The organism is Faecalibacterium sp. IP-3-29, from assembly GCF_023347335.1.
Lineage (GTDB): Bacteria > Bacillota > Clostridia > Oscillospirales > Ruminococcaceae > Faecalibacterium > Faecalibacterium duncaniae.
Genome location: NZ_CP094471.1, coordinates 1,617,163 through 1,637,983, shown reverse-complemented (window position 1 = coordinate 1,637,983; position 20,821 = coordinate 1,617,163). Strand labels below are relative to the sequence as shown.

Here is a 20,821-nt window from a genome sequence, read left to right as displayed (position 1 = left end):
GCGTTACGGTAAACGCCCATAGCTGTAAAAATGTTCCTGCCAATATTTTGAGTTGAGGTTTGTGTAAGAGATCGGGTCGCCGCAGTGCAGCATGATGGAATTGCCCACATAGATACCGCAATGGCTCACGCCGGGGGTATCGTAGGTTCCCTTGAAAAACACAAGGTCGCCCGGTTTGACCTGCGCCGTCGAAACAGGAGTACAGAGGTTGTAAAGGCCCTGTGCGGTCTGGCGGCCCACGTTCCAGCCGGAGTGATTCAGCACCCACGAAATGTAGCCGCTGCAATCAAAGCTGCTGCTGGGCGAACTGCCGCCCCACACATACGGGTAGCCGATGTACTTCGTGGCTTCCTCCATCATGGCGGCAAACCTATCATCCTTTAGTGCTTCCGGGGGAATATCGTAGTAGGTGGGCTGCTTGATGGTGGACGCATTGGGGTACTGCGACTGCCCAAACAAATCCGGCCGGTTGCCCAGCGTGCGCATATAGAGCGAATAGGCACTAAGCTGTTCTTCGGTCAGTACTTCCACGGGCAGGTGGGATAAATCCTTGTTCTTCAGCTTGACCGTGCAGATGTAGTATTCATACGGTTCTTGGTAGGTGATAACTTGCGGCACACCATACGGGCCAATAATGACCATCATTTTTGTGCGGTAGCGTATCTGCATGGTCACGGTCTCGGTCAGGATGTATTGCTTTTCAAAGAGCATTTCAAGTTCACCCTGCACCTCGGCCAGCGTGAACACGCCGTCATGCAGCGCGGACAGAATCGAGATCAGCACATAGGGGTCATGCCCGATTTCGTCCAGATAAAAATGGTATTCATCGTAGTTGTGGGTGGCCTCGTAGGTATCGAGATACCGTTGCAGTTTTTGTTCCAACTTGGCGTAGGCTTTCTCTGCGCCCAGCATATCCTTGTCCTTGGAAAAGTAAGAGGATGCCGTCACGCCGGTTCCAGCGGTGCCCGCCATCACGGTGCAGGACTGCAACCCTGTTATCAGGAGCAGAGCCAGCAGACCGAACACGGCCACAATCAGAATGGTTTTCCAGTTCTGTGCTGCAAATTCGGCTACCCGTTCGCCGCCCTCGGCCGCCAGCTTTGTTACCCGGAAACCGTTCTCTGCGGTGGCGGCTGCACCCTGCGCGGCGACTTGTCCGGCCTGCCGTGCAGCTTTGGCATACTGCTGTTTGATACGCCGTTTCTGCCACATCCGGGAAATGGGATTGCTGACCGCCTGTGCAATTTGCGGATTGTCCCGCAAGGATTTCTGGTAAAAGTATTCTGCATTGGCAGACATGAGCTGACGCTCTGCCTTTTCCACGGCCTTGTAGGGCTTCATCTTGTGGTGCCGGATGCCGCTGCGGATGACCTTGGCGGTTTGATGCTCCACCAGTTCTTCACCCTTGTGGCCACCCTCCACACCCACATTTTCGTGTTCGACCTCATGGATTTTTCCGTGAGCGAACAGCAACGCTTCCGACAGTGGACGGCTGGCCGGGTTTGGTTTCAGGCTGGGAGGGCCTTTGTCCTGCTGCTCAAAACGCAGGGTGGATTTTGCCTTGCCGCTGGCTGCATCATAGACTTTTTCCTTGACCGGGACACGCTTTTTGGGCAGAGCAGCGCGGGCCGCATCCAGTTTGTCGGCTTTCACTCCCGCCTTTTGGATGTACGGCTGCAACGCTGGGTCTGCCCGTTCTTCTTCGGTCAGTTCCAGACGGGCGGCGGAACGGTGCAGACCATCTTCGCTTTCGGCGGTGGCTGCGGTTTCTGCCGCCTTTTTCGCTTTCTTTTTATTTTCATGCCCGACCTTGATGTCCTCGGCCCGTTCCAGAATTTTTTCGGCCGTGCCCTCGGCATCCGTGGAGTAGTCCTGTTCCGCTTCCCGACTGGAAACATTCTCTACAGTGCCGTCCGCCTGATTTTCCACCACCAGACCGTCACGGGTCATGGTCTGGGTGACTTTGGCTTTTGCCTGCAATTCTTTCAAGGTTCTTCACCTCCCATCGGACAGCGGCCCGTTTCAATGTCCGCAATGTATTTGAGAATCGGGAACACCTGCGGCGGCGAAACTGCATTGCCCAGTGTTTTCATCCGCTTGCTGCGGTTCGGCACATCTTCGGTCAGGCGCGGGATGTCGGCGGGTTCTTCGGCCCAAAGGGAATGTCCGTCCATTTGCGCGGGAAACCCATCAGCCACTCTACCCAGTCCGGGTTGAGATACGGCTTTTCCAGCGTGGTGGGGGTCATGCGGTAGACTACATGGGAAAGCCGCGCCGTCCACGCCTTGCCATCCTTGTTCATCTTGCGGTAGCTGCCATTCGCAGAGATTTGGATGTCCAGCCCCTTGCCCACATCCCCGGTGTCGCTGGCAAGTGGTGTGGGAAGCAGCGGAGCCGATGATGAATACCCGTTTCCGTTCGTGCCACGCGCCAACGGCAGCAGCAGGTAATACGAAAACCCGAACATCGTAACCTGCCTGCTCCAAGTCAATGAGCGTTTTGTCGAGCCCCATACGGAGGAAGCCAGCAACATTTTCTCCAAGCACCCAACGGGGCTGCAATTCCCGGATGACCCGCAGCATTTCGGGCCAGAGGTAGCGTTCATCGTGGAAGCCACGCTGCCGCCCTGCGGTGGAGAACGGCTGGCACGGGAAGCCGCCTGAAATGAGGGTGACGGTGCGAAGTCCTGTTTTTTCAAAGAAAGCCTCCTTTGTTACGGTGGTGATGTCCTGAAAACTGGGCACCTCCGGCCAGTGGCTTGCCAGAACAGCGGCGGGAAAGGCCGCCCACTCGCATTGACAGACAGAGGTGAAACCCGCCGCTTCTGCGGCAAGGTCAATGCCGCCGATGCCGGAAAACAAGCTAAAATGCGTTAAGCTCATAGCTCCACCACCTCGTTGAGCCGGGTGGTCATGATTTTATAGAGCTGGGTGTTTTTCGGAATGGGATTGGAAAACGGCAGCACCACATTTTCAAAAATCAGCAGTCCTTCGCCCGGTTCGGAATTGTCAATGTACTTCTGCTGGTCTGCGGAGAGGTTCAGCCGTTCCGAAAGGATTTTGCGGTCGCCGGATGCCTGATTCAGCAGCGTGATGAAGTCGCTGTTTTCCAGAATGTTCTCGATCTCCGGGGAAGAAAGAAGGTCCTTCACATTCTGGGTGGCACCCGTGGGTACGCCGCCCCATTTGCGGAAGCGTTTCCAAATCTCGGCACTGTACGCGGCGGTCTGTTCCTCTTTCAAAAGCAAGTGGAACTCGTCTGCAAAATACCATGTAGCCCGGCCTTGGCTGCGGTTCTGGGTGACGCGGCCCCATATCTGGTCTTGGATAATGAGCATCCCCAGTTTTTTTAACTGCTTGCCCAGTTCTTTGATGTCAAAGGCCACAAGCCGATTATGGATGTCCACATTCGTTTTGTGGTTAAAAACATTCAGCGAGCCGGATACATACAGGTCCAATGCCTGCGCTACCCGGTCCGCTTCCGGCAAGTGCTGGTCGAGCAGGGCTTGGTGGAGGTCAGAGAGAATCGGCATATTCTCTGGGCAGGGGTTTGCCAGATAGGGGCGATAGATGGCTTTCACGGCACGGTCTATCACGGTGCGTTCAATCGCTTCCAGACCCGTTTTGCCGCCCATGACCAGTTCACAGAACGACAGCACAAAATCTGATTTCAAGGCCAGCGGGCTATCATCTTCGGAGTAGTTCAGGTTGATGTCCAGAGGATTCACATAGTCCTTGCTGGTGGGCGAAAGTTTAATGACCTGCCCATGCAGCCGCTTGACCAGCGGATAATACTCGGCTTCTGGGTCTGAAATAAAAATATCGTCAGCGGTCGTTAAAAATACACTGACGATTTCAGACTTGCAGCTCATGGATTTTCCGCTGCCGGGCGTGCCCAGCTTTAGGCCGTTGGGACACCGGGCCTGCTTGCGGTCCAGCATGATCATGTTGTGGGATTTTGCGTTGATGCCGTAGTACATGGCCGCACCGCTCTGGAAAAGCTCCTGCGTCACAAAGGGCACGAACACCGCCACGTTGGAGGTAGTAAGGCTGCGCTGAATCTTTATCTGGTTGATGCCCAACGGCAGGCTGGACACAAGGCCCTGCTCCTGCTGGTAGTCCAGCCGGACAAGAGAGCAGTTGTACTTCTGGGCCACACCTGCCGCTTGGAACACATCGTTTCCCAGCTTTTGCTTGGTGTCGGCCACGTTCAGCACCAGAAAGGTCAGCATGAAAAGCCGCTCGTTCCGGGTCTGCAATTTATTCAGCAGCTTTTTGGCATCCTCGCCGTAGGTGGCAAGGTCGCTGGGCAGGATATCCATATCGTACCCGGAACGAACAGCCTTTTTCTGCTCCTGAATCTTCATGGCATCAAGGTCGGTAATCTTCCTTTTAATCGTCTTGATAGCCTCGGTCTGGTCGATGGCCTGCACATGGAGATTGACGAGAATGCCGCTTTCCGTTTTGAGAAAGTCGGCCAGCATTTCGTCCGAAAGTTCCGGCGCAAGGATTTGTAAAAAGCTCACGGCTCCATACTTGCCGCCCAAACCAAAGGTCTTGGCCGTGCCGAAGCAGAGGGAGGACGGGGCCACAAAATCCTTGGTAGACAGGCCGGAGGGTGCCAGCCAGTCCCAGTCAAAACGGAACGGTTCGCCGTCCGGGTGGAAGATGCCGTGCAGCACCTCCAAACGTTCCCGCCCATCCATGACGTGTGCCACGCAGCCCATGGTCTTAAAGTAGCCCAGCAGATCAAGGCCAATGCGGGTCAGCCGTGCCCGCGCCGTTTTCAGGCTGTCGGCATCGATGGTGAACGTCAGATATTTGGTTTTGACAATGCCGTTGTTGCCGCTGGCAAGCTGCTTTTGCAGGATGGCGGTGTACTCGGCGCGGATGTCGTCAAAATCGTCTCCCCGCGGTGTGATCTCAAAACTTTTTGCGTACTGCACCGGGTCAACCTTGCGATTAAGAAAAGACAGCTGCACATGGATGGAGGCATCCACATAGTTGTACAGGTCGCACAGGTGTTCAAAGATGGCGGTTCTTGTTTCCGGCTGGGCCAGCTGATAGCTGATGTCCTCAAAGGCAATGCACTTGGAGAATGTGCGTCGGTCAATGCGGCATACACCGTCCGGGTAGATGGCCTCATACGGGATGGTGGCCTGTGCCGTGCAGGGCTTGCCGTCACCCTTGTACTTGCGGATAACGGCATCAATTTCTTTTTTCTGGGCGCGGGTGAGCTTTTTGGGCTTTTCGGTTTCGCGGGGTATCGTTTTTCTGGACAATGGCCTTTACCTCCTGTTCCATTTGGTATTGCCGCACAAGGGCGGCGTAAGCATTGTTGGTCTGATAGGGCCTTTCCTTTGGACGGATAAAGCAGCACTGAATCATTTGCTGAATCACTACTTCAAGGGGCTGGCCGTGCCGCTCGAACAGAGCGAACAGCAGCCCCGGCAGCATGGCAAAAATCATCAGCAGGGCCGCTGCACTGTTGGAAAGATAGTTCCGGGCCAAAAAATAAAGCGGTCCGCCCGTTAAAAGCGCACCGCCGAAGCAGACCAGCTGCCGCTTGGTCAGCCCGAATAAGACTTTGGATTTTACATGGGTCAAATCTTTGGGAACGGTCACATACGCCATTCAAACGCTCCTTTCTCAATGGGCACCGAACACGGACTTGCTGATGCTGCCGGTCTTGAACAGACAGAAGCAGAGCAGAACGGTATAGCCCATACAGCCCCAGATAGCCCCGGCAATGTCCGCCGCGCCCGAAATATTGCGTATCAGCACCGCGTAAATGCCCACGACAATCATAATCAGGAACGCTTGGAAACCCAGCGCCAGCAAAGACTTCAAATAATTCTGCCCGGTGCTGCGCCACTCGCTGCTGCCCATGGTCGCCAGCGGGATAGGTCCCAGTGCGGTCACAAGTAGGGTAAGAACCCGGTGCCTTGCCATATTGCTATGGTAGGTTTCCAAGAACTCCCCTCCGAACCGGACTTACACCTCTCGATGTATCCGGCTCTCCAGATATCAGTCTAATTTCCCAGCGTGTAACTTATCGTGGCAGCCAACGCAGAGTGCCATTGTTTTGCGCTTGCGCCCAATCATGGCGATTTCCCATTGTTTTCTGCCACTCAAATCCTTGAGTTTTCGTACATGGTGTATTTCAAGAGGCACATTTTCTGTGCCGCACCACTCGCATTTATTCGCTTGCAGTCTTTTAATCAGGCTGTTGCGCCCATAGTTCTCAACTGCTCTTGCCACTACGTCCGGGTTTCCGCTTTCGACTTTGGTATTCCGGCGGAATCCTTCATTGTAGAACAGTACTTTACCCACTTTGCCGTTATTCTTCGGATATTCCACAACAAAATCTTTTCCTTGACGGTACTTGCGGATAATTCTGCTGATTCTTGTCCGATATTTGCCGGCGAAAGTTTTGAGCATACTGTATCTCATGACATAGTAGAAGTTGTTGAGTACAGACACGTTGTTTGCGAGCCGATAGTAGTTATACAATCCACGGATTTCTGCGTTGTACTGGTTCAGGATTTCCAAATCGTCCAAGTGCAACAGGCGGGTGCGCCGGACAGGTTCCCAAACCTCTTTGTGTCCATTTTGTTTGTCGTATTTGATTTTGAGGGCATTATAGGAGAGCAGGCGTTTTACCCATTTATCATGGGGGACATAGAGCAGAACTTTTCCATTGTTCACACGTCTGGCAGCCCCGGTTTTGGTCTTTTTATTGTGTTCGCCTTTGGCGATTGTGACCTCATATCCCAAGAACTTCGCAGGGTCATGTCCATGAGTAATCAATGTCTTTTCCTCGGACATTTCCAGATGAAGTTTCTCCCGGATAAAGCAACCTACATCTTGTTTAATCTGCTCTGCGTCCTCTTTGCTACCGATAACTCCGATTAAGAAATCATCGGCGTATCTGATGTAGCAAAGCCTTTTATAGCTATCATCCATCTGGTCGCTATACGGCATAGATTTTAGACTGCGCCGCAGTTCCCGGATTTCTGCAATCAGACCCTCTTTTTCTTCCTCGTTCATTTTAGAGAGATTTCTTTTAAGCCTTTGCTCTTTTCCCCGACAGACATCCAACTTCTTCTTGAACGCAGGATTGATTTTACGGCGGTTTCCGCTGTTGAATTTTTCTGCGTACTCTGCCATATAGCTGTCCAGTTCGTTCATATAGATGTTTGAAAGGATAGGGCTGATGATGGAGCCTTGCGGAGTGCCGGAGTAAGTGTTGTGATAATTCCAATCCTCCATATATCCGGCTTTCAAGAACTTCCAGAGCAGGCCGATGAAATGTTCGTCTGCAATCCGCTTTCGCAGAATAGCAATCAACACCTGATGGTCTACATTGTCAAAACAGCCCTTTATATCCCCCTCAACGAACCACTTTGTTCCCGTAAAGTATTTCCGTACATATTTGAGTGCTGTATGACAGCTCCTGTTTATACGGAAACCGTGGGAATGGTCGCTAAAGGTTGGCTCATAAATGCTCTCTAAGATGAGCCGTACCACCTCCTGTATCAGTTTATCGTCGAATGACGGTATCCCCAGAGGACGCATTTTCCCATTGGATTTCGGAATATACGTTCTCCTTGCCGGGTTAGGCTGATAACTAAAATCCCGCATCTTTTCAATGAGGGAGTTTATCCTCGTCATTCCCATTCCGTCAATGGTTTTGCCGTCTGTTCCGGCTGTCATGTTGCCTGGTTTCGCCTGTACCCGCTGGTATGCCAGCAGATAGAATTGTGGATTGTACAGGTTGCGGTATAACCGCTCGTACTTGTAACTCTTGTTACACGCCTTGGATTTTAGGCTTTCCAACACATTTTTAGGACTTCTCATGATGCCTCACGCACCTTTCCTTTTTATGAATTGGTTGATATCCTGCCTCCCTTCGCCATGTAGACGGCTTTCCCGCCCTCGGACTACTACGGAGGTTCCGTTGCCATGCTGGATATTCAGCGTCATCTTTCTTGGGTTTTTACCCCTTGGAATTTATCACCTTGCGGTATTACGCATAGCCGGATAGTTCCGGCGTTCCAGTTTAGGCAATCTCCAGTTAGACACTTTGGAAAAAGCGTATTGTGATGTCGGTAGTGGGTTTTCGTCCTTTTCCGCTTACTGCGGCTGGCTGTCATAAATATCATGCGGTCTGTGTTTACATGTCACATTCCGCTATGACATACGGCGAATACAACCATCCTGCGCCGTCGGGTCGAGTATCCCGCCTCGGACTGCCCTTAAAGCAGTTTAGCCTTGTTCCTCATTCACAATGTTGCGTCTTGCTGCTCAGTCGTGGGTAGATGGTTTCCCCAACTCGCAACGTTTCCGATACGCTATTGTCCCCCTTGTGGTTTCCCTCCGGGGTAAACCGGATGACGCTAAAGTGACGTTTTTCACGTCTTTGATACTTTTCTTTACCGGCTTGCTAAAGCCGAATTTCCAAAATGTCCGCACACCGCTCTTGGATGAAAAGCAGCACTTCTGGACGCGCCGTAAATCTCAATCATGCGGCCGTAGGTCACAAGAAAGATGCAGATGGAAAGGATGTTCATGGTCAGGCCCACTACAAGGGTCTGGAACCACAGACTAAGCAGACTGCCAATGGTCATGCTTTCCAGCTGAAATTCCAGTCCGGGTATCAGGCGGTCAAAGTGGATGGATGTTTCACCGATGATAACGCCGGAGCTTTGGTTGACAACGCTCTGGGTGGCATCGAACACACCCATAACGATGTTCCATGTATTGCTGACAATGAGGATGGCAAAGGCAGACTTGAAAATCCAGCGGAAGAACATGGAGGTGTCGAAGTCGTGCATATTGTTCTTTTCGGTAATCATCTGGATAAGCTCATGGCACATCACAAGGGCAAGGATGGCCGCTGCAATGGGCAGCACTACCGTTTCGGAAAGACTGCGCAGCATATTGAAAATGCCGCTGTTCCATGCCTGCGGGGTAGAACCAACGTCCGAAGCGATTTCGCCCACCTTGGCGTTCACGTTATCGAACAGGCCGGAGAGGTTGCCCGTGATGCCATCTATCAAAATGCCTTTTATCCATTTCTCAATGATCTCACTAATCAAGCAAAGATACCTCCTTTCCCGCGCCCTCCCATGTGAGAGGGATAGCGCGGAGTAGGATTTTAAGTGTTAGTTGTTCGGAAAATTGTGGGCAGCGATGCAGGACTTAGCCCAGCAGCCCGGACAGCAGCGGGACAAGGGTCACGCCGATCAGGGCAACGCCGCCGCCCGCGACCAGCTGCTTCACGCCCTGGCTCTTGCTGCCGGGGTTATCCTGTCCATAGCCCTCCAACAGGTTGATGCCGCCCCAGACACACAGGGCACCGCCCAGACCGACCACGATCGTCTGCAAAGTATCGACTGCACTGTTGAAAAATTCCATAAGGTCCTCACTTTCTGCCGCTTGTTCTGCGGCACTCAAAAATTTTTTCAAAAAATGCCGCCTCATTCGGCGGCTGCATCTTCATCCGACAGGTCGATTTCGTACAGGTCAAAACTTTCGTCCTGTGCGACTACCTGCTGCCGCTTCCGGCGCAGGGTGGATAAGAACCTGTCCACATCAAAGGTATTCTTTTTGTCCGCATCTGCAAGGTACTTGTAGTGCGGGTGTTTGGTAATGTCGAACTTCTCCGAGAAGAACGGCCTCACGCCCCGCAGCTGCAAAATACATTTGCCGCCGTCCATGATTGCGATTTCGTCCTCTGACATCAACGCCTTTCCTAGTTTTTGATAGTTCAGTCCGTGGGAGGTTTGAGAACCCCGGTTTTCGCTGGTGTTGAAACTGTCGATAGTCTCTTTCCCCAGCGCATCGGAGATCTCTTTGGCATTTTTGCCCCGCCCACTCAAAAAGAGAACAGAATCGCAGTTGTCTGAAATGATTTCGGCCGCATCTTTGTAGATGGCTTTCAGCTGCGACTGGCTCTGCAAAATGATGGATGCCGAGATTTCCCGGCTGCGGATGGTGGCGATCAGCTTGTCGAAGTTGGGAATCTGCCCGATGTTGGCGAACTCGTCCAGAATCAGCCGTACATGGACAGGCAGCCGACCGCCGTATTTATCATCCGCACGGTCACACAGCAGATTGATAAGCTGGCTTTGAAGCATGGCGAGAATGAAGTTGAAGGTGGTGTCCGTGTCGCTCATAATCAAAAACAGCACGGTCTTTTCATCCCCAATGGTGTCCAGTTCCATTTCATCGTCCTCCATCAGCTCCCGCACTTCCCGGATGTCAAACGGGGCTAAACGGGCACCGCAGCTTATCAGGATGGAGGAACGGGTCTTGCCCGCCGACAGCAAGAACTTTTTGTACTGCCGGACAGCGAAGTGGTCCGGGTCTTTCTGTTCCAGCCGCTCAAACATGAGGTCCACCGGGCTTTGAAAGTCCGGGTCATCCTCGCGGGCTTCACTGGCATTTATCATTTCCAGCAGGGTGGTGAAGTTCATTTCCTCTGCCGGGGCCTCGTACCAGATGTAGCCGATCAGAGCCGTGTAGAACAGCCGTTCCGACTTCACCCAAAAATCTTCTGCTGATTTTTCACCCTCGCCCTTGGTGTTGGCGATAAGGGTATTCACCAGCTTCAGCACGTCTTTTTCCGAGTGGATATAGACAAAGGGGTTGTACTTCATGGACTTGGAAAAGTTTATCGTGTTCAGAATTTTCACCCGGTAGCCTGCCCGCTGGAACATTTGGCCCGTTTCCAGAACCAGTGTGCCTTTCGGGTCTGTGACCACGAATGAGGTAGGATAGTCAGAAGTGGGAAAGCATTGCATGAGGTTGGGCTTCACATAGAAGCGTGTCTTGCCGCTGCCGGAGCCGCCGATCACAAGCACATTTTTGTTCCGGGCCGTCTTGGGGTCTTTGGGCCGCCCGGTCATGGTCAGGCGTTCAGTCTGGGTCAGCAGGATGTTGTTTTCAAACTTGGGGTCGATGTACGGGGCAATGTCTTTGGCGGTGCCCCACCGGGCAGAGCCGTATTCTTCACCCTTGCGGTACTTCTTGGCATTCTTGCCTTTGCTGTACACAATGAGCCGGACAGCCACCGCCCCGGCAACGCCCACGCACAGGTCAAATGGGTGCAGGCTTGGCAGTGGATTTGCAAAGGCGGCGGAGATGTCGCTCGTTAGGTGCAGCAGCTTGGCCGAAGCATCCGCGCCCGCAGCCAGACGGTACGCTTGCCCGCATTTGGCGAACAGGTACACGAACAGCAGATACGGCAGATTCAGCACCAGCAGTTTTTTCAGTTCAGACTTCATCGTTCCAGCCCCCTTTGCTTGATTTTTTCTTTAGCGCGTTTCGGCTGCTGGGCCGCTTTCTGCTTGGCTGCGGTCAGCACCTTGCGGATGGAGGGCCGCTGCTCCTTGGAGAGCGTTTTGGCCGTGAACTCCCGGAACGCCTGTTCCAGATTGTCCGCATCCTTGGCCTTGAAGATCACGATGTAGTGGGGCGGCTGGGTGGTCTTGTCTTTGCGCAAGGTGAAGTCTACGCCGTACTTCTTGGCGCAGGGTTTGAATGCCCCGATGTTCGCCTCCGTGACTTCAATGTTGGTCAGGGTTGCGCCGTGGGCTTTCAGCTGTTTCAGGCTTTGCTTGCCGTGGTGCAGCTTTGGCCCCTTGGCCCGGTGCTGCAAGTATTTTTTCAGTGCAGCTTGCAACGCTTGGGCGGTGAGTTTGCCTGTTTTCATGGACAGGGCAATGGTTTTCTGGGTGACTTCTTCCTGCATTCAGCATCCCTCCTTGGGAAGTAGTCGGAAAAGCGGCGGCTAGGGTGGAACCACCAGTCGCCGCAGGTAAATGGTTCTCATGGATGGGTACTCCTTTCGGTCAGGTGTTGGGCAGGCGGCCCCAATCAGGCTGCGCCATATCGTGCGCCACAAGGGACGCATAGTAGCTGTTGATGGTGCTGGGCGCATTAAAAAGCATGGCCCGCAGGTATTGCTTGATGTTGCGGACTTTGGTGGTGTTATCCCGCAGGCAGTCCATGACGAACTCAATGTGATGGCTGTCCAGTTTCAGGAACTTCGCTTTGACCAGTTCTGCCGGGTAATCGTCCCCGGCTACCCGGATGGACTTGCGGGAAGTGCAGACCGTTTCCAGCAGGATGTCCACGATTTCGTCCAGCTGTTCCCGGTCTATCCGGGGATTCTGGGTGAGGGTGTCATACTCGATGTTCTCCAAAATCAGGTCCCGGTAGATTTGATAGGCCGTTTCCTTTCGGCTTCCTGTCCGTTCCGGCGGCGGTGCCGCTGCCTCGTCCTCGTCCAAAGGCAAGGGGTTTGGGGAATGGATAGGAATGGAATCGGTATTTAATCCCTCTTTCTTTTGTTTTTCTGTAATTAGTTTATCTTTATTTAATTGCATTGGATTTTCCAACGTAGGGTTTTCCTGCGTGGGATTCTCCAACGTTGGATTTTCCAATGTAGGTGAAACCGATGCAGGAACAGGCTGCGGCAGCTCGAAGATCACATAGTCTGCACCGCGCAGCCGCCCTTTCTCGTCCCGTTCTCTGGAACGCTGGATGTATCCTGCCTGTTCCAGTTCCCGGATGGCCTGCCGTATCGCGTCAATGCTTTCCCGGTTGATACGGGCCAGCCCTTGCAGGGTGTAGTCCCAATCTTCCGGCAGGGAGAGCATTTGGGATAAAAGACCTTTGGCTTTCAGGGACAAGGCCCGGTTCCGCAGGTGGTGGTTTGACATGACCGTGTAGCCGCTGTTCTTTTCTACCCGAAAAACTGCCATTTCACGGATGCCTCCTTTCTGTTTTTGGGCAAAGAAAAAGCCGCAGGCTTTTTGTGAAAGTCTGCGGCTATGCCGATTGTTAGATATTCAATTCTTTGTGTTTCCGCACTCCATATCAATTACCACCGAAACAGTAATGTGATTTTCAATGCGTTTGTTGCGGAGTTTATCGCCCTCGCCATCGAACACAACGTGACGAGAAAATAACGTAAAACGGAGGATTTCTACTAGATTTCTCTTTGTAGCGAAACTATCGCTTCGACGGTTGTTTCAGTTTCCAAGGGAAGTTCTTTCACTTCCTCGCCATCAACAGGCACAGGGAAATTGAATACAATCTTCTTTATCCAGCTTCCGTCTTTTCTCTTTTCCGGGAACATCTCAATTCGCTCGATAAAGGCTTTCATAAACTCTTTCTGTTCCGCTTCTGTTGCGGAATGGTAGACTTCATCAAATGCCAGTAAGAGCCGATAAATGTTATCGCCGGATATTTTCTCCTGCTGGATACTGCGTATCTGACTTTGCAATTCGCCAATCTGAACTTCGATTTCCTCTATCGTATCATACTGCTCATCATAGCGGCGTTGCAAGTCCAAAATCTTTCTGTCATAGTGGGCATCGTTGATGTCCAAGGTATCCATCTGACGCTCCAAGCGGCTTTTCGTTCCAAAGGCTTGCTTTAGCTGCCCTTGCAGGACGGCGATCTGCTTTTCCATATCCTCTGTATCAACCGCTGTTCCGATTTTCGCTTGAATTGCTTCTACAAATCGGGGATTGTTGACCATAGCGGAAATAATCTTCGCCACAAATTTGTTGATCTCTGTCTGTTCGATATTCAGCCGGAAACTGCACTCATGCCCTGTCGGCGTAACTGTATTTTTGCAGTAGTAATAATACCGTGTTTTCTTGTCCTTGCTATGAGCCTTGGCAATATTGCCGTACATACTCTTTCCGCAGCATGGGCATTTCAAGATACCGGACAGGATGTGTGCGTGGTCTGGATTGTTGACCTTTTCCCGCTTAAAGGAATTGATCTTGCGCTTTTCCTGTGCCAGATACCAATCCTCTTCAGAAATGATAGCTTCGTGCTGTCCTTCATAAACCGGAAACTCCGACTGCTCAACCACGTGAATCTCGTTTCTTGTACCCTGTTTCTTTTCAGTTCTTCGTCTGCCGTAAGCAATCTTTCCCATATAAACAGGATTGTACAATACATTTTTCACAAAATCTCTTGAAAATCCCGGAATGGTATTATTCTGTCTTAGTTTCTTTACATAACCATTGCGGTTCAGATATTTTGCAACTCCTGCAACACCCTCGTTTGTATGAATATAACGATCATAGATTACTCGGATAACTTCCACTTCATCCTCTGCAATGACAAGGTTTCCGTTTTCCAGTTTGTATCCATAGGGAGCGAAACCGCCGTTCCATTTGCCTTCACGAGCCTTTTGCTCCCGTCCTGCCATTGTCTGTGTGCGGATATTTTCTCGCTCAATCTCTGCCACCGCAGACAGCACAGAGATCATCAGCTTTCCGGCATCCTTGGAGCTGTCAATGCCATCCTCCACGCAAATCAGGTTGACACCAAAATCCTGCATGAGCTGCAAAGAGTTCAGAACATCGGCTGCATTTCTGCCAAATCTGGAGAGCTTAAAGACAAGCACATAGGAAACGCCGTCTTTGCAGTCCTGGATGTCGTTCAGCATCCGTTGAAACTCCTGCCTCCCTTGGATGTTCTTGCCGGAAAATCCTTCGTCAGAATACTCCCCGGCAACGACCATATCCTCGTATGCCGCATACTTCCGCAACTTGTCCCGCTGGGCATCCAAGCTGTATCCGTCTACCTGCATGGAGGTGGACACTCTCGTATATAGATAACATTTAAGTTGCTTCTTTTTCAGAATCGCTACCTCCTTCGCTCATTTCTTTTACCATCAATCCCTCGTTGCGGATATAATACTCCAAAAGTCTAAGCACATAATCCGGTGCATGGCGGTTGTCCAATTCCCACTCGGTCATAGTCCGGTAAGGAATATGGACGAGCTTGCAAAAATCTTTCCGGTTCAGTCCTGTGCTTTCACGCAACTTAATAATTCTGTTTTTACAATCCATTCGTCTTTTCTCCAAAAAAGCAAAAATACACGTTGCGTACATATTATAGCATAGCCGCAACAAGTACGCAACGTGTAAATTGTAAATTTTTACGCAGCCTTATCCGTCAAAGGCTGCGCTTGCTTATCATCCTTGGAACACTCCACCGTTTGTGGAGTATCCTGCTCTAATTTATCCAAAACCTGATGCCCGTACTTCTGGAGCATCTGGCTCATAACATCCACACAGCGGTCAAATGCCGCATTGTATTTCGCTTCCTCATAATATTTCTTCAATAGGCAATTCCTCCATCAAAGTTCCATATCCTGTCCACGCTTCTGGGCAGGGTGTTTGTGTTCCTGCGTTTCCTTTCCTCTGATGAGGATAGAATTGATAAAAGCCCGAACCCTTTCGGATGCAATTTCCAGTGCATCCAGAAAAGGCTGGGCTTTCTGTTTCAGTTCCATATATTTTTCGCTTACTGCTTCATACCGCTGTTTCCAGATGGAAACCGTCTTTTCAGCGGAAGCCAGTTTCTCCTTCAAGCGCTTGTTGTCAGCATTGGCGATAATGCCGTTGACCGCATAGCGTTTGAGCGTGTCGCATTCATCCGGTGTCAGCGTGATATTATTTCCGAATGTGGCTTTCTTTCCCATCGTTTCAATCTCCTGCACCGTCAGAGCAACGGTCTTTGCTGTTTTGGTTTCCTTTTGCAGAGCTTCCAGTTTCTTTTTCTGTTTCTCCGTGGCAGCTTTGGCATTCTCCAACCCCCGCTTCGCCTGTGCCACCTGCCCGGTCACAGCTTCCAAGCGCTGCTGTTCTGCCTGCACCTTGAACTGGGTCACAGTCAGATGTTCCTCTGTACTGCCACGCTCTCCACGCTCCACATCGGTATATCCGGCATTTCGCATGAAATGAAAAAAGTCATCCTGCAACACACTGTAGGACGACTTCAAAATCTTTTTTCCTTTTGCGTTCAACATTGGATTACCATCCTTGTCAAGCACCGGCTTGGACTCCCATTTTTTACTGCGGCTGACCTGCGTGATCGTTTCCTTTACCGTTCCCCGGAGGGATTCATCCTTACATCGCTTCGACCACAGAATTTGCTTCTCTACCACCGGGATATAAACCACATGAAGGTGGTAGTGGTACACATCTTCGCCCAGAGCTTCGGACATTGCCTGGTTGCGCTCGTCGGCGTGCATCACAGCGGATAGGATATACTGCTCACCGCCTACGATCTCCACGGCGGCTTTATAGGCATCGGCATAAAACTGTTTTGCAAATTCATAGCCGCCGTGATTGTAGAAGTAAGCAGAGTTCACATCAAAGATCAACTCACCGTATTTGACGGCATCCGGTTTCAGACCTCTGGTGGAGATCACGCCATCCTGTTCCATCTGCTCGAACATTTTTACATAATCGTCAGTGGGAGACTTGAAGTGAACATTCAGCGCAGTACGTTCCGGCACGATGTCCTGATTGCTGTAGCTGTCCTTTTCACGCTCATTGTGTTCCTGTACCTTCGCCACATCAGCCGGTGTTTCCAAGTCCTGATTTCTGGCTACGGTACGGTCTATTCCATCATTTCTTGCCATTGGATTTTTCCTTTCTTTGAGATTTGCAGACAGCGGAAGGCTGGAGAACGGCACTTTTTCAAAGTGTAATAACCCACTATGACACTTTCATCCATACTGGCTGCAAAGTGCCGTGGGCTCTCCGAGGGCTCTCCCGAGGGGGAATGCGGTCACTGCGGTGACCTCTGCTGACCAAGGCGAAAATGTCTGCGCCTTTTCCCATGGTCAGCCCGTCTGCATGAAGCTGTTCTGTGTCAACTTCCTCTTGCAGTCGGTGTCCACAGACACTTTTTCAAACGCCTGTGGACATAGAAACAGCCCGAACGAGAGGATGTGTGCTGTTTCTATAACAAGCGTTTTACGCTCTTTTGCTGCGTACATACATACCAGCAATGGGATTTACTCGACCTGCCGCCATTCCTCCGGAATGTCCTCCGGTACGTACGTACACGGCGAATCTCCGTAAAACCCATTTATATGAGGTCGTGCAATGGCTTCCACTCCCATGAATCCCCACACCCGCCGTCCGGCTGAGTTGGTGATGTTGTTGCAATGCTCCAGATTGAATTTCTTGGCATTGGCAATCATGGCGTCGCTGAAGCTGCGGGCTTTCAGCGGAGCAAGAGAATTTTCCTCGCACCACATCCGATAGATTTCATAGAAATCCTTGGAGCTGATGGACGCATCCGCTTTACGCCGGATGTATCCCTCGGAATCCATGAAATCAAAGATATTGTTGTTGTCACGTTTGACCGCTTCCCGGTTTTCCCGGATACGGTCACTCTCCGTAAACTTAAAGTTGTTGGCAACAAGCCGCTGCAAGCCTTCAAATGCCCACAGGAAGATACCCTCGGCTTCAGCTTTCATCTTCTCTGCAAGATCAGGATCGTCAGCTCTGTCCACCGGCTTTTCCTTGGTGGTCAGCACAAGCTGTCTGCGATAAAATCCGTCACTGCGGTCATACAGGGCTTGCAGATCACCGTTACTGAATGCCAGCAGCCGGGCGAACATCCAGCCCTGATAACTCTGCTTGCCTTTACGTTCCAAATCCATCTTGCCTTGTGCTGTCACGATGGATTTTACATAGTTGGTCTGGCGCAGAGCTTCCATCCGCATATCATCATCTACGCACAGCAGGATGTGCTCCAGATCGGCACGGGCAAAGCGGTTTTCAGAAATCTTGCCGATGCTGCCGTCCTTCATGTTTGTGCCAAAGATAGCCGAAAGCACCGCACCGATTTGGGATTTACCCTCGCCACCGTTGCCCTTAATCACCATCATGCGCTGTCCTTTGTTGGAGGGGATCAGGCAATAACCGATAAACTCCTGCAAGGTGGGAATGTCTTCCGCATGGAGCAGTCCATTCAAAAAGTTCAGCCAGATCACGGGCGCAGGAGCATCGGGATTGTAGACAACAGGCAGACGGCTTCGCACGATAGCCGGTCTGCCCTCGGTAAATGTGCCGTTCAATAGCAGCGTACCGTTGAACACATGGATGCGATCCTGCTCCGGTGGGAAGTCAGGCACTTGCGCTTCCAGTTTCAGCACTTCCAGAATGTTGGTGATCTTCCGGGGGATGTTGTTCACGGCACAGAATTTCAGCTTGTCGTAAATCTCCCCACGCAGTGGGAGATCGTCCGTCACTCGACCATCGGGCGTAAAAAAAGCTCCGTTTGCGAAGATGATTCTGCGCTCATGCAGAAATTCTTCACAAAACAGAGCTTCGTTGATGTTCTGCCCATCAAACCAGACAGGCAAATTCATATCAGGCGTTTTCCGGTTCTTCGCCATGGTGCGCCACCTCCTTTTTCTTTCGTGTGATGTACTCTTGCAGAAAAGTAATTTTTCCCTCCTTCATCAGCTCGTCCACCAATGCCACCCGCTCTTCCAGATCACCCACGGTCAGCACATCTGCCATATATTCGATAGGACAGTGCATCTGGCAGGCTTCCACAAAACGATCATCCAGAGCCTCCTCCGGTGTTTTGGGTGCATACCGCACTTTCCAATCTTCCAGCAGATGCAGATAATCCGTCAGCACCCGGAAACACAGCATTTCATCCTCCCGGAACTGACGGATATAAGGACGCTTTGGCTTGACCATAGCTGCGACAGTGGGCGGTTTCGGGTCAAGTCCGAAGTCCGAAGCCAGCTTTTGCGCTGCTTCATAGCTGCTCATATTGAACAACCTTGCCACAAGGTCGATCACATCTCCCTTTGCTCCACAGCCGAAGCAGAAGAAATAGTCCTCATTCAGCTTCAAGCTCGGATGCCTGTCATTGTGGAACGGGCAGCAAGCCATACCGTTTCGGTTGACTTTCAGCCCGTAGTGTTCGGCGGCTTGCTTGACACTGATTGCCGCTTTGATGGTTCCATAGATTGTCATAAAAAACCCTCCGTTCATAATATTCTGGAAAGCACGAAGCACCCGCAGTGATTGGCAGGTGCTTCGCTCCTTCTATTATGGTTATGACGGATTTCTCAAAAAACAGGCTAATCGGAGGACAACTCCGTTTCAAAAAACAGGACAACTTATTGATAGATGTAGATTTCTTTACATTAGCATGATACAATTAAGAAAGTGAAAAAACAGGACAGGAGGTAAGCATGAACCAAGAATTGATGACATTGGACTTCTGGCAGGATACGGTCATATATGAGGGCAAAACATTCCCTGTCGGCACGCTTGCCTGTGATGCACTGAATGTTCCTGCGGATACTATTACAAAAATGAACGAGCAATGCGAGAAAATCAATCTGCTGCTCGGGATGCTGAATGCCGGACAGGATACTTCTGCACTCTTTCCAATGGCAAAGGAAGCTGCATTGACAATGTTAGAGATTCTCAGCAAAACGCCGCCGTTCTCCTATATGGATATACCAAAGCACCGGGAACGAATAGAAAGGGTCTTTACTGCGGACAATGCTCTGAAATATGTGGAGTTCGCCATAAAAGCCGTAACCAATTCTTTACCGTTCGAAGAAGTTCCGAAATATGCTGATGCGGTGATGCTCCAGCGCTATACCGCTGTATGCGGGCATCTGGCTTACTCCCTTGAGGAATACCAAAAGGCGATGCTTGATTTTGCAGAACAATCGGACGGAAACGAAGCAGACCGCACCGCAGAGGGCTTTGCGAAAATGTTCGGCACCTATTTCCCACCGGAGTTTTCTATCACAGAGGGCAATGCCTGGATGTCTACCCTGAACAATTCCGTTCAGTATATATCGGTCATCCGTCCCGGCGAAAAAGTTGCGAAGCTGGTCAAGCGGATGCACTATGTATCCTTTGTAGGGATGTTCCGGTCTGATCTTTTTGAGGGCTTATGTGTTGGTCATGCCCCGAAAAAATGCAAAATCTGCGGCAAGTGGTTCCTCACCACCAACGCAAGGCACACCAAATACTGCGGCGGCTATGCACCGGGGGACAAGCTGCACCGCACTTGCCGGCAGATCGGCAATCTAAAAGGCAGAGAACAGCGAGAGCTTGCAGACGATCATCCGATTATCCAGATATATGAAAAGAGGCTGAACACCATAAATCGCTATGTAAAGCGTGGTACTCTGGACGCTGACCTTGCGGAGGTCATGAAGAAACTGGCAAAAGATAAAGAACTCCGGGCAAAAAGTGATGTTGCTTATGCCAAAGGAGCTTATGAAAAAGAAATGGAACAGGCTGCTTTGCTTGCAGAAGCTAAGATACATATTTAGTGGGGGAACAATATGAAACAAATATATGTGCATGGATTAGGACAAACATCTGACAGTTGGACAAAAACAATAGATATTTTGCAAACTACTGATTACAGCTTGTGTCCGAATCTTCCTGATTTAGTTCATAGCAAAGAAGTGACCTATGATAATCTATATGCTGCATTTTCAGATTACTGCAATCAATATGATGAGCCTATTGATTTGTGCGGTTTATCGCTTGGGGGCGTATTAGCTCTGAACTATGCTATACAATATCCGAAAAAAGTTCGCTCCTTGGTGCTTATCGCCACACAATATAAAATGCCCAAGAAGCTTCTGAAATTTCAAAATCTTCTCTTTAGATTTATGCCTAAATCCATGTTTCAACAAATGGGATTTAGAAAAGCTGATTTCTTACTTCTATGCGAAACCATGATGGAGTTGGACTTTAACAACTCTCTGCACAAAATATCATGCCCTACACTATTGTTATATGGCGAGAAAGATACTGCGAATAAAAATGCTTCTATTGAATTGGCAGAATTGCTTAAGAACGTGGAATTAAAAACGATTATTGGTGCCGGACATGAAGTTAATATTGAATCACCGCAGGAATTGGCAGAAATACTTCATGCTTTTTATGAAAGAATGTCTTAAGGGATTCTTATAGAAATGAGAAGGGAGG

Annotated in this window: 17 protein-coding genes and 2 pseudogenes; 2 read left to right on the top strand and 17 right to left on the bottom strand. The window is 50.7% G+C overall.

What is annotated here, in order from left to right; genetic code table 11:
* Positions 1-3: 3 nt before the first annotated feature.
* The 17 genes and pseudogenes from MTP40_RS07825 to MTP40_RS07745 all read right to left on the bottom strand — a co-directional run bounded on the left by MTP40_RS07825 (position 4) and on the right by MTP40_RS07745 (position 18,829).
* On the bottom strand, positions 4-1,989 hold the full coding sequence (locus MTP40_RS07825) for a C40 family peptidase (RefSeq protein WP_249259128.1): 1,986 nt from the start codon (positions 1,987-1,989) through the stop codon (positions 4-6).
* Complete coding sequence (locus MTP40_RS07820) at positions 1,986-2,882, bottom strand: DNA cytosine methyltransferase (RefSeq protein WP_249259127.1); 897 nt, start codon at positions 2,880-2,882, stop codon at positions 1,986-1,988. Before MTP40_RS07820 ends, MTP40_RS07825 begins: the two co-directional genes overlap by 4 nt.
* Positions 2,879-5,281: a VirB4-like conjugal transfer ATPase, CD1110 family gene (locus MTP40_RS07815; protein ID WP_249259126.1), complete on the bottom strand. Its 2,403-nt coding sequence runs from the start codon at positions 5,279-5,281 to the stop codon at positions 2,879-2,881. Before MTP40_RS07815 ends, MTP40_RS07820 begins: the two co-directional genes overlap by 4 nt.
* Positions 5,208-5,633 carry a PrgI family protein gene (locus tag MTP40_RS07810; RefSeq protein WP_008982752.1) on the bottom strand — a complete coding sequence of 142 codons (426 nt, stop codon included), beginning with the start codon at positions 5,631-5,633 and terminating at the stop codon, positions 5,208-5,210. Before MTP40_RS07810 ends, MTP40_RS07815 begins: the two co-directional genes overlap by 74 nt.
* A 15-nt stretch (positions 5,634-5,648) precedes the next feature.
* Positions 5,649-5,924, bottom strand: a pseudogene (locus MTP40_RS07805) (VirB6/TrbL-like conjugal transfer protein, CD1112 family); the annotation flags it as partial.
* 102 nt (positions 5,925-6,026) lie between these two features.
* A complete protein-coding gene (locus MTP40_RS07800; RefSeq protein ID WP_249259125.1) occupies positions 6,027-7,859 on the bottom strand; it encodes a reverse transcriptase/maturase family protein in 1,833 nt (610 codons plus the stop codon).
* A gap of 653 nt (positions 7,860-8,512) precedes the next feature.
* Positions 8,513-9,100, bottom strand: a pseudogene (locus tag MTP40_RS07795) (VirB6/TrbL-like conjugal transfer protein, CD1112 family); the annotation flags it as partial.
* A gap of 103 nt (positions 9,101-9,203) precedes the next feature.
* Positions 9,204-9,419, bottom strand: a complete 216-nt coding sequence (locus tag MTP40_RS07790; protein ID WP_005922889.1) for a Maff2 family mobile element protein — start codon at positions 9,417-9,419, stop codon at positions 9,204-9,206.
* 62 nt (positions 9,420-9,481) lie between these two features.
* Positions 9,482-11,290, bottom strand: a complete 1,809-nt coding sequence (locus tag MTP40_RS07785; protein WP_249259124.1) for a VirD4-like conjugal transfer protein, CD1115 family — start codon at positions 11,288-11,290, stop codon at positions 9,482-9,484.
* Positions 11,287-11,757: a PcfB family protein gene (locus tag MTP40_RS07780; RefSeq protein ID WP_249259123.1), complete on the bottom strand. Its 471-nt coding sequence runs from the start codon at positions 11,755-11,757 to the stop codon at positions 11,287-11,289. Before MTP40_RS07780 ends, MTP40_RS07785 begins: the two co-directional genes overlap by 4 nt.
* A 100-nt stretch (positions 11,758-11,857) precedes the next feature.
* Positions 11,858-12,772 (bottom strand): DUF6017 domain-containing protein, encoded by a 915-nt coding sequence (locus MTP40_RS07775; protein WP_249259122.1) that lies wholly within the window; start codon positions 12,770-12,772, stop codon positions 11,858-11,860.
* Between the two features lie 227 nt (positions 12,773-12,999).
* Positions 13,000-14,673 (bottom strand): recombinase family protein, encoded by a 1,674-nt coding sequence (locus tag MTP40_RS07770; RefSeq protein ID WP_442900450.1) that lies wholly within the window; start codon positions 14,671-14,673, stop codon positions 13,000-13,002.
* Entirely contained in the window at positions 14,654-14,884 is a 231-nt protein-coding gene (locus MTP40_RS07765; RefSeq protein WP_055058967.1) for a helix-turn-helix domain-containing protein, read from the bottom strand. The genes MTP40_RS07770 and MTP40_RS07765 overlap by 20 nt, the downstream gene beginning before the upstream one ends.
* 89 nt (positions 14,885-14,973) lie before the next feature.
* Positions 14,974-15,159, bottom strand: a complete 186-nt coding sequence (locus MTP40_RS07760) for a hypothetical protein (RefSeq protein ID WP_007488117.1) — start codon at positions 15,157-15,159, stop codon at positions 14,974-14,976.
* 15 nt (positions 15,160-15,174) lie between these two features.
* Entirely contained in the window at positions 15,175-16,464 is a 1,290-nt protein-coding gene (locus MTP40_RS07755; protein ID WP_055058966.1) for a plasmid recombination protein, read from the bottom strand.
* A gap of 378 nt (positions 16,465-16,842) precedes the next feature.
* Positions 16,843-18,234, bottom strand: a complete 1,392-nt coding sequence (locus MTP40_RS07750) for a DNA primase family protein (protein WP_055189204.1) — start codon at positions 18,232-18,234, stop codon at positions 16,843-16,845.
* On the bottom strand, positions 18,209-18,829 hold the full coding sequence (locus MTP40_RS07745; protein ID WP_055058964.1) for a CHC2 zinc finger domain-containing protein: 621 nt from the start codon (positions 18,827-18,829) through the stop codon (positions 18,209-18,211). The genes MTP40_RS07750 and MTP40_RS07745 overlap by 26 nt, the downstream gene beginning before the upstream one ends.
* Positions 18,830-19,050: 221 nt before the next feature.
* Here MTP40_RS07745 and MTP40_RS07740 point away from each other — a divergent pair, with 221 nt between their 5' ends.
* Together MTP40_RS07740 and MTP40_RS07735 are read left to right on the top strand one after the other, a co-directional pair.
* A complete protein-coding gene (locus tag MTP40_RS07740; RefSeq protein WP_055058963.1) occupies positions 19,051-20,154 on the top strand; it encodes a DUF6076 domain-containing protein in 1,104 nt (367 codons plus the stop codon).
* 12 nt (positions 20,155-20,166) lie between these two features.
* Positions 20,167-20,793 (top strand): alpha/beta fold hydrolase, encoded by a 627-nt coding sequence (locus tag MTP40_RS07735; protein WP_055058962.1) that lies wholly within the window; start codon positions 20,167-20,169, stop codon positions 20,791-20,793.
* Positions 20,794-20,821: the final 28 nt, after the last annotated feature.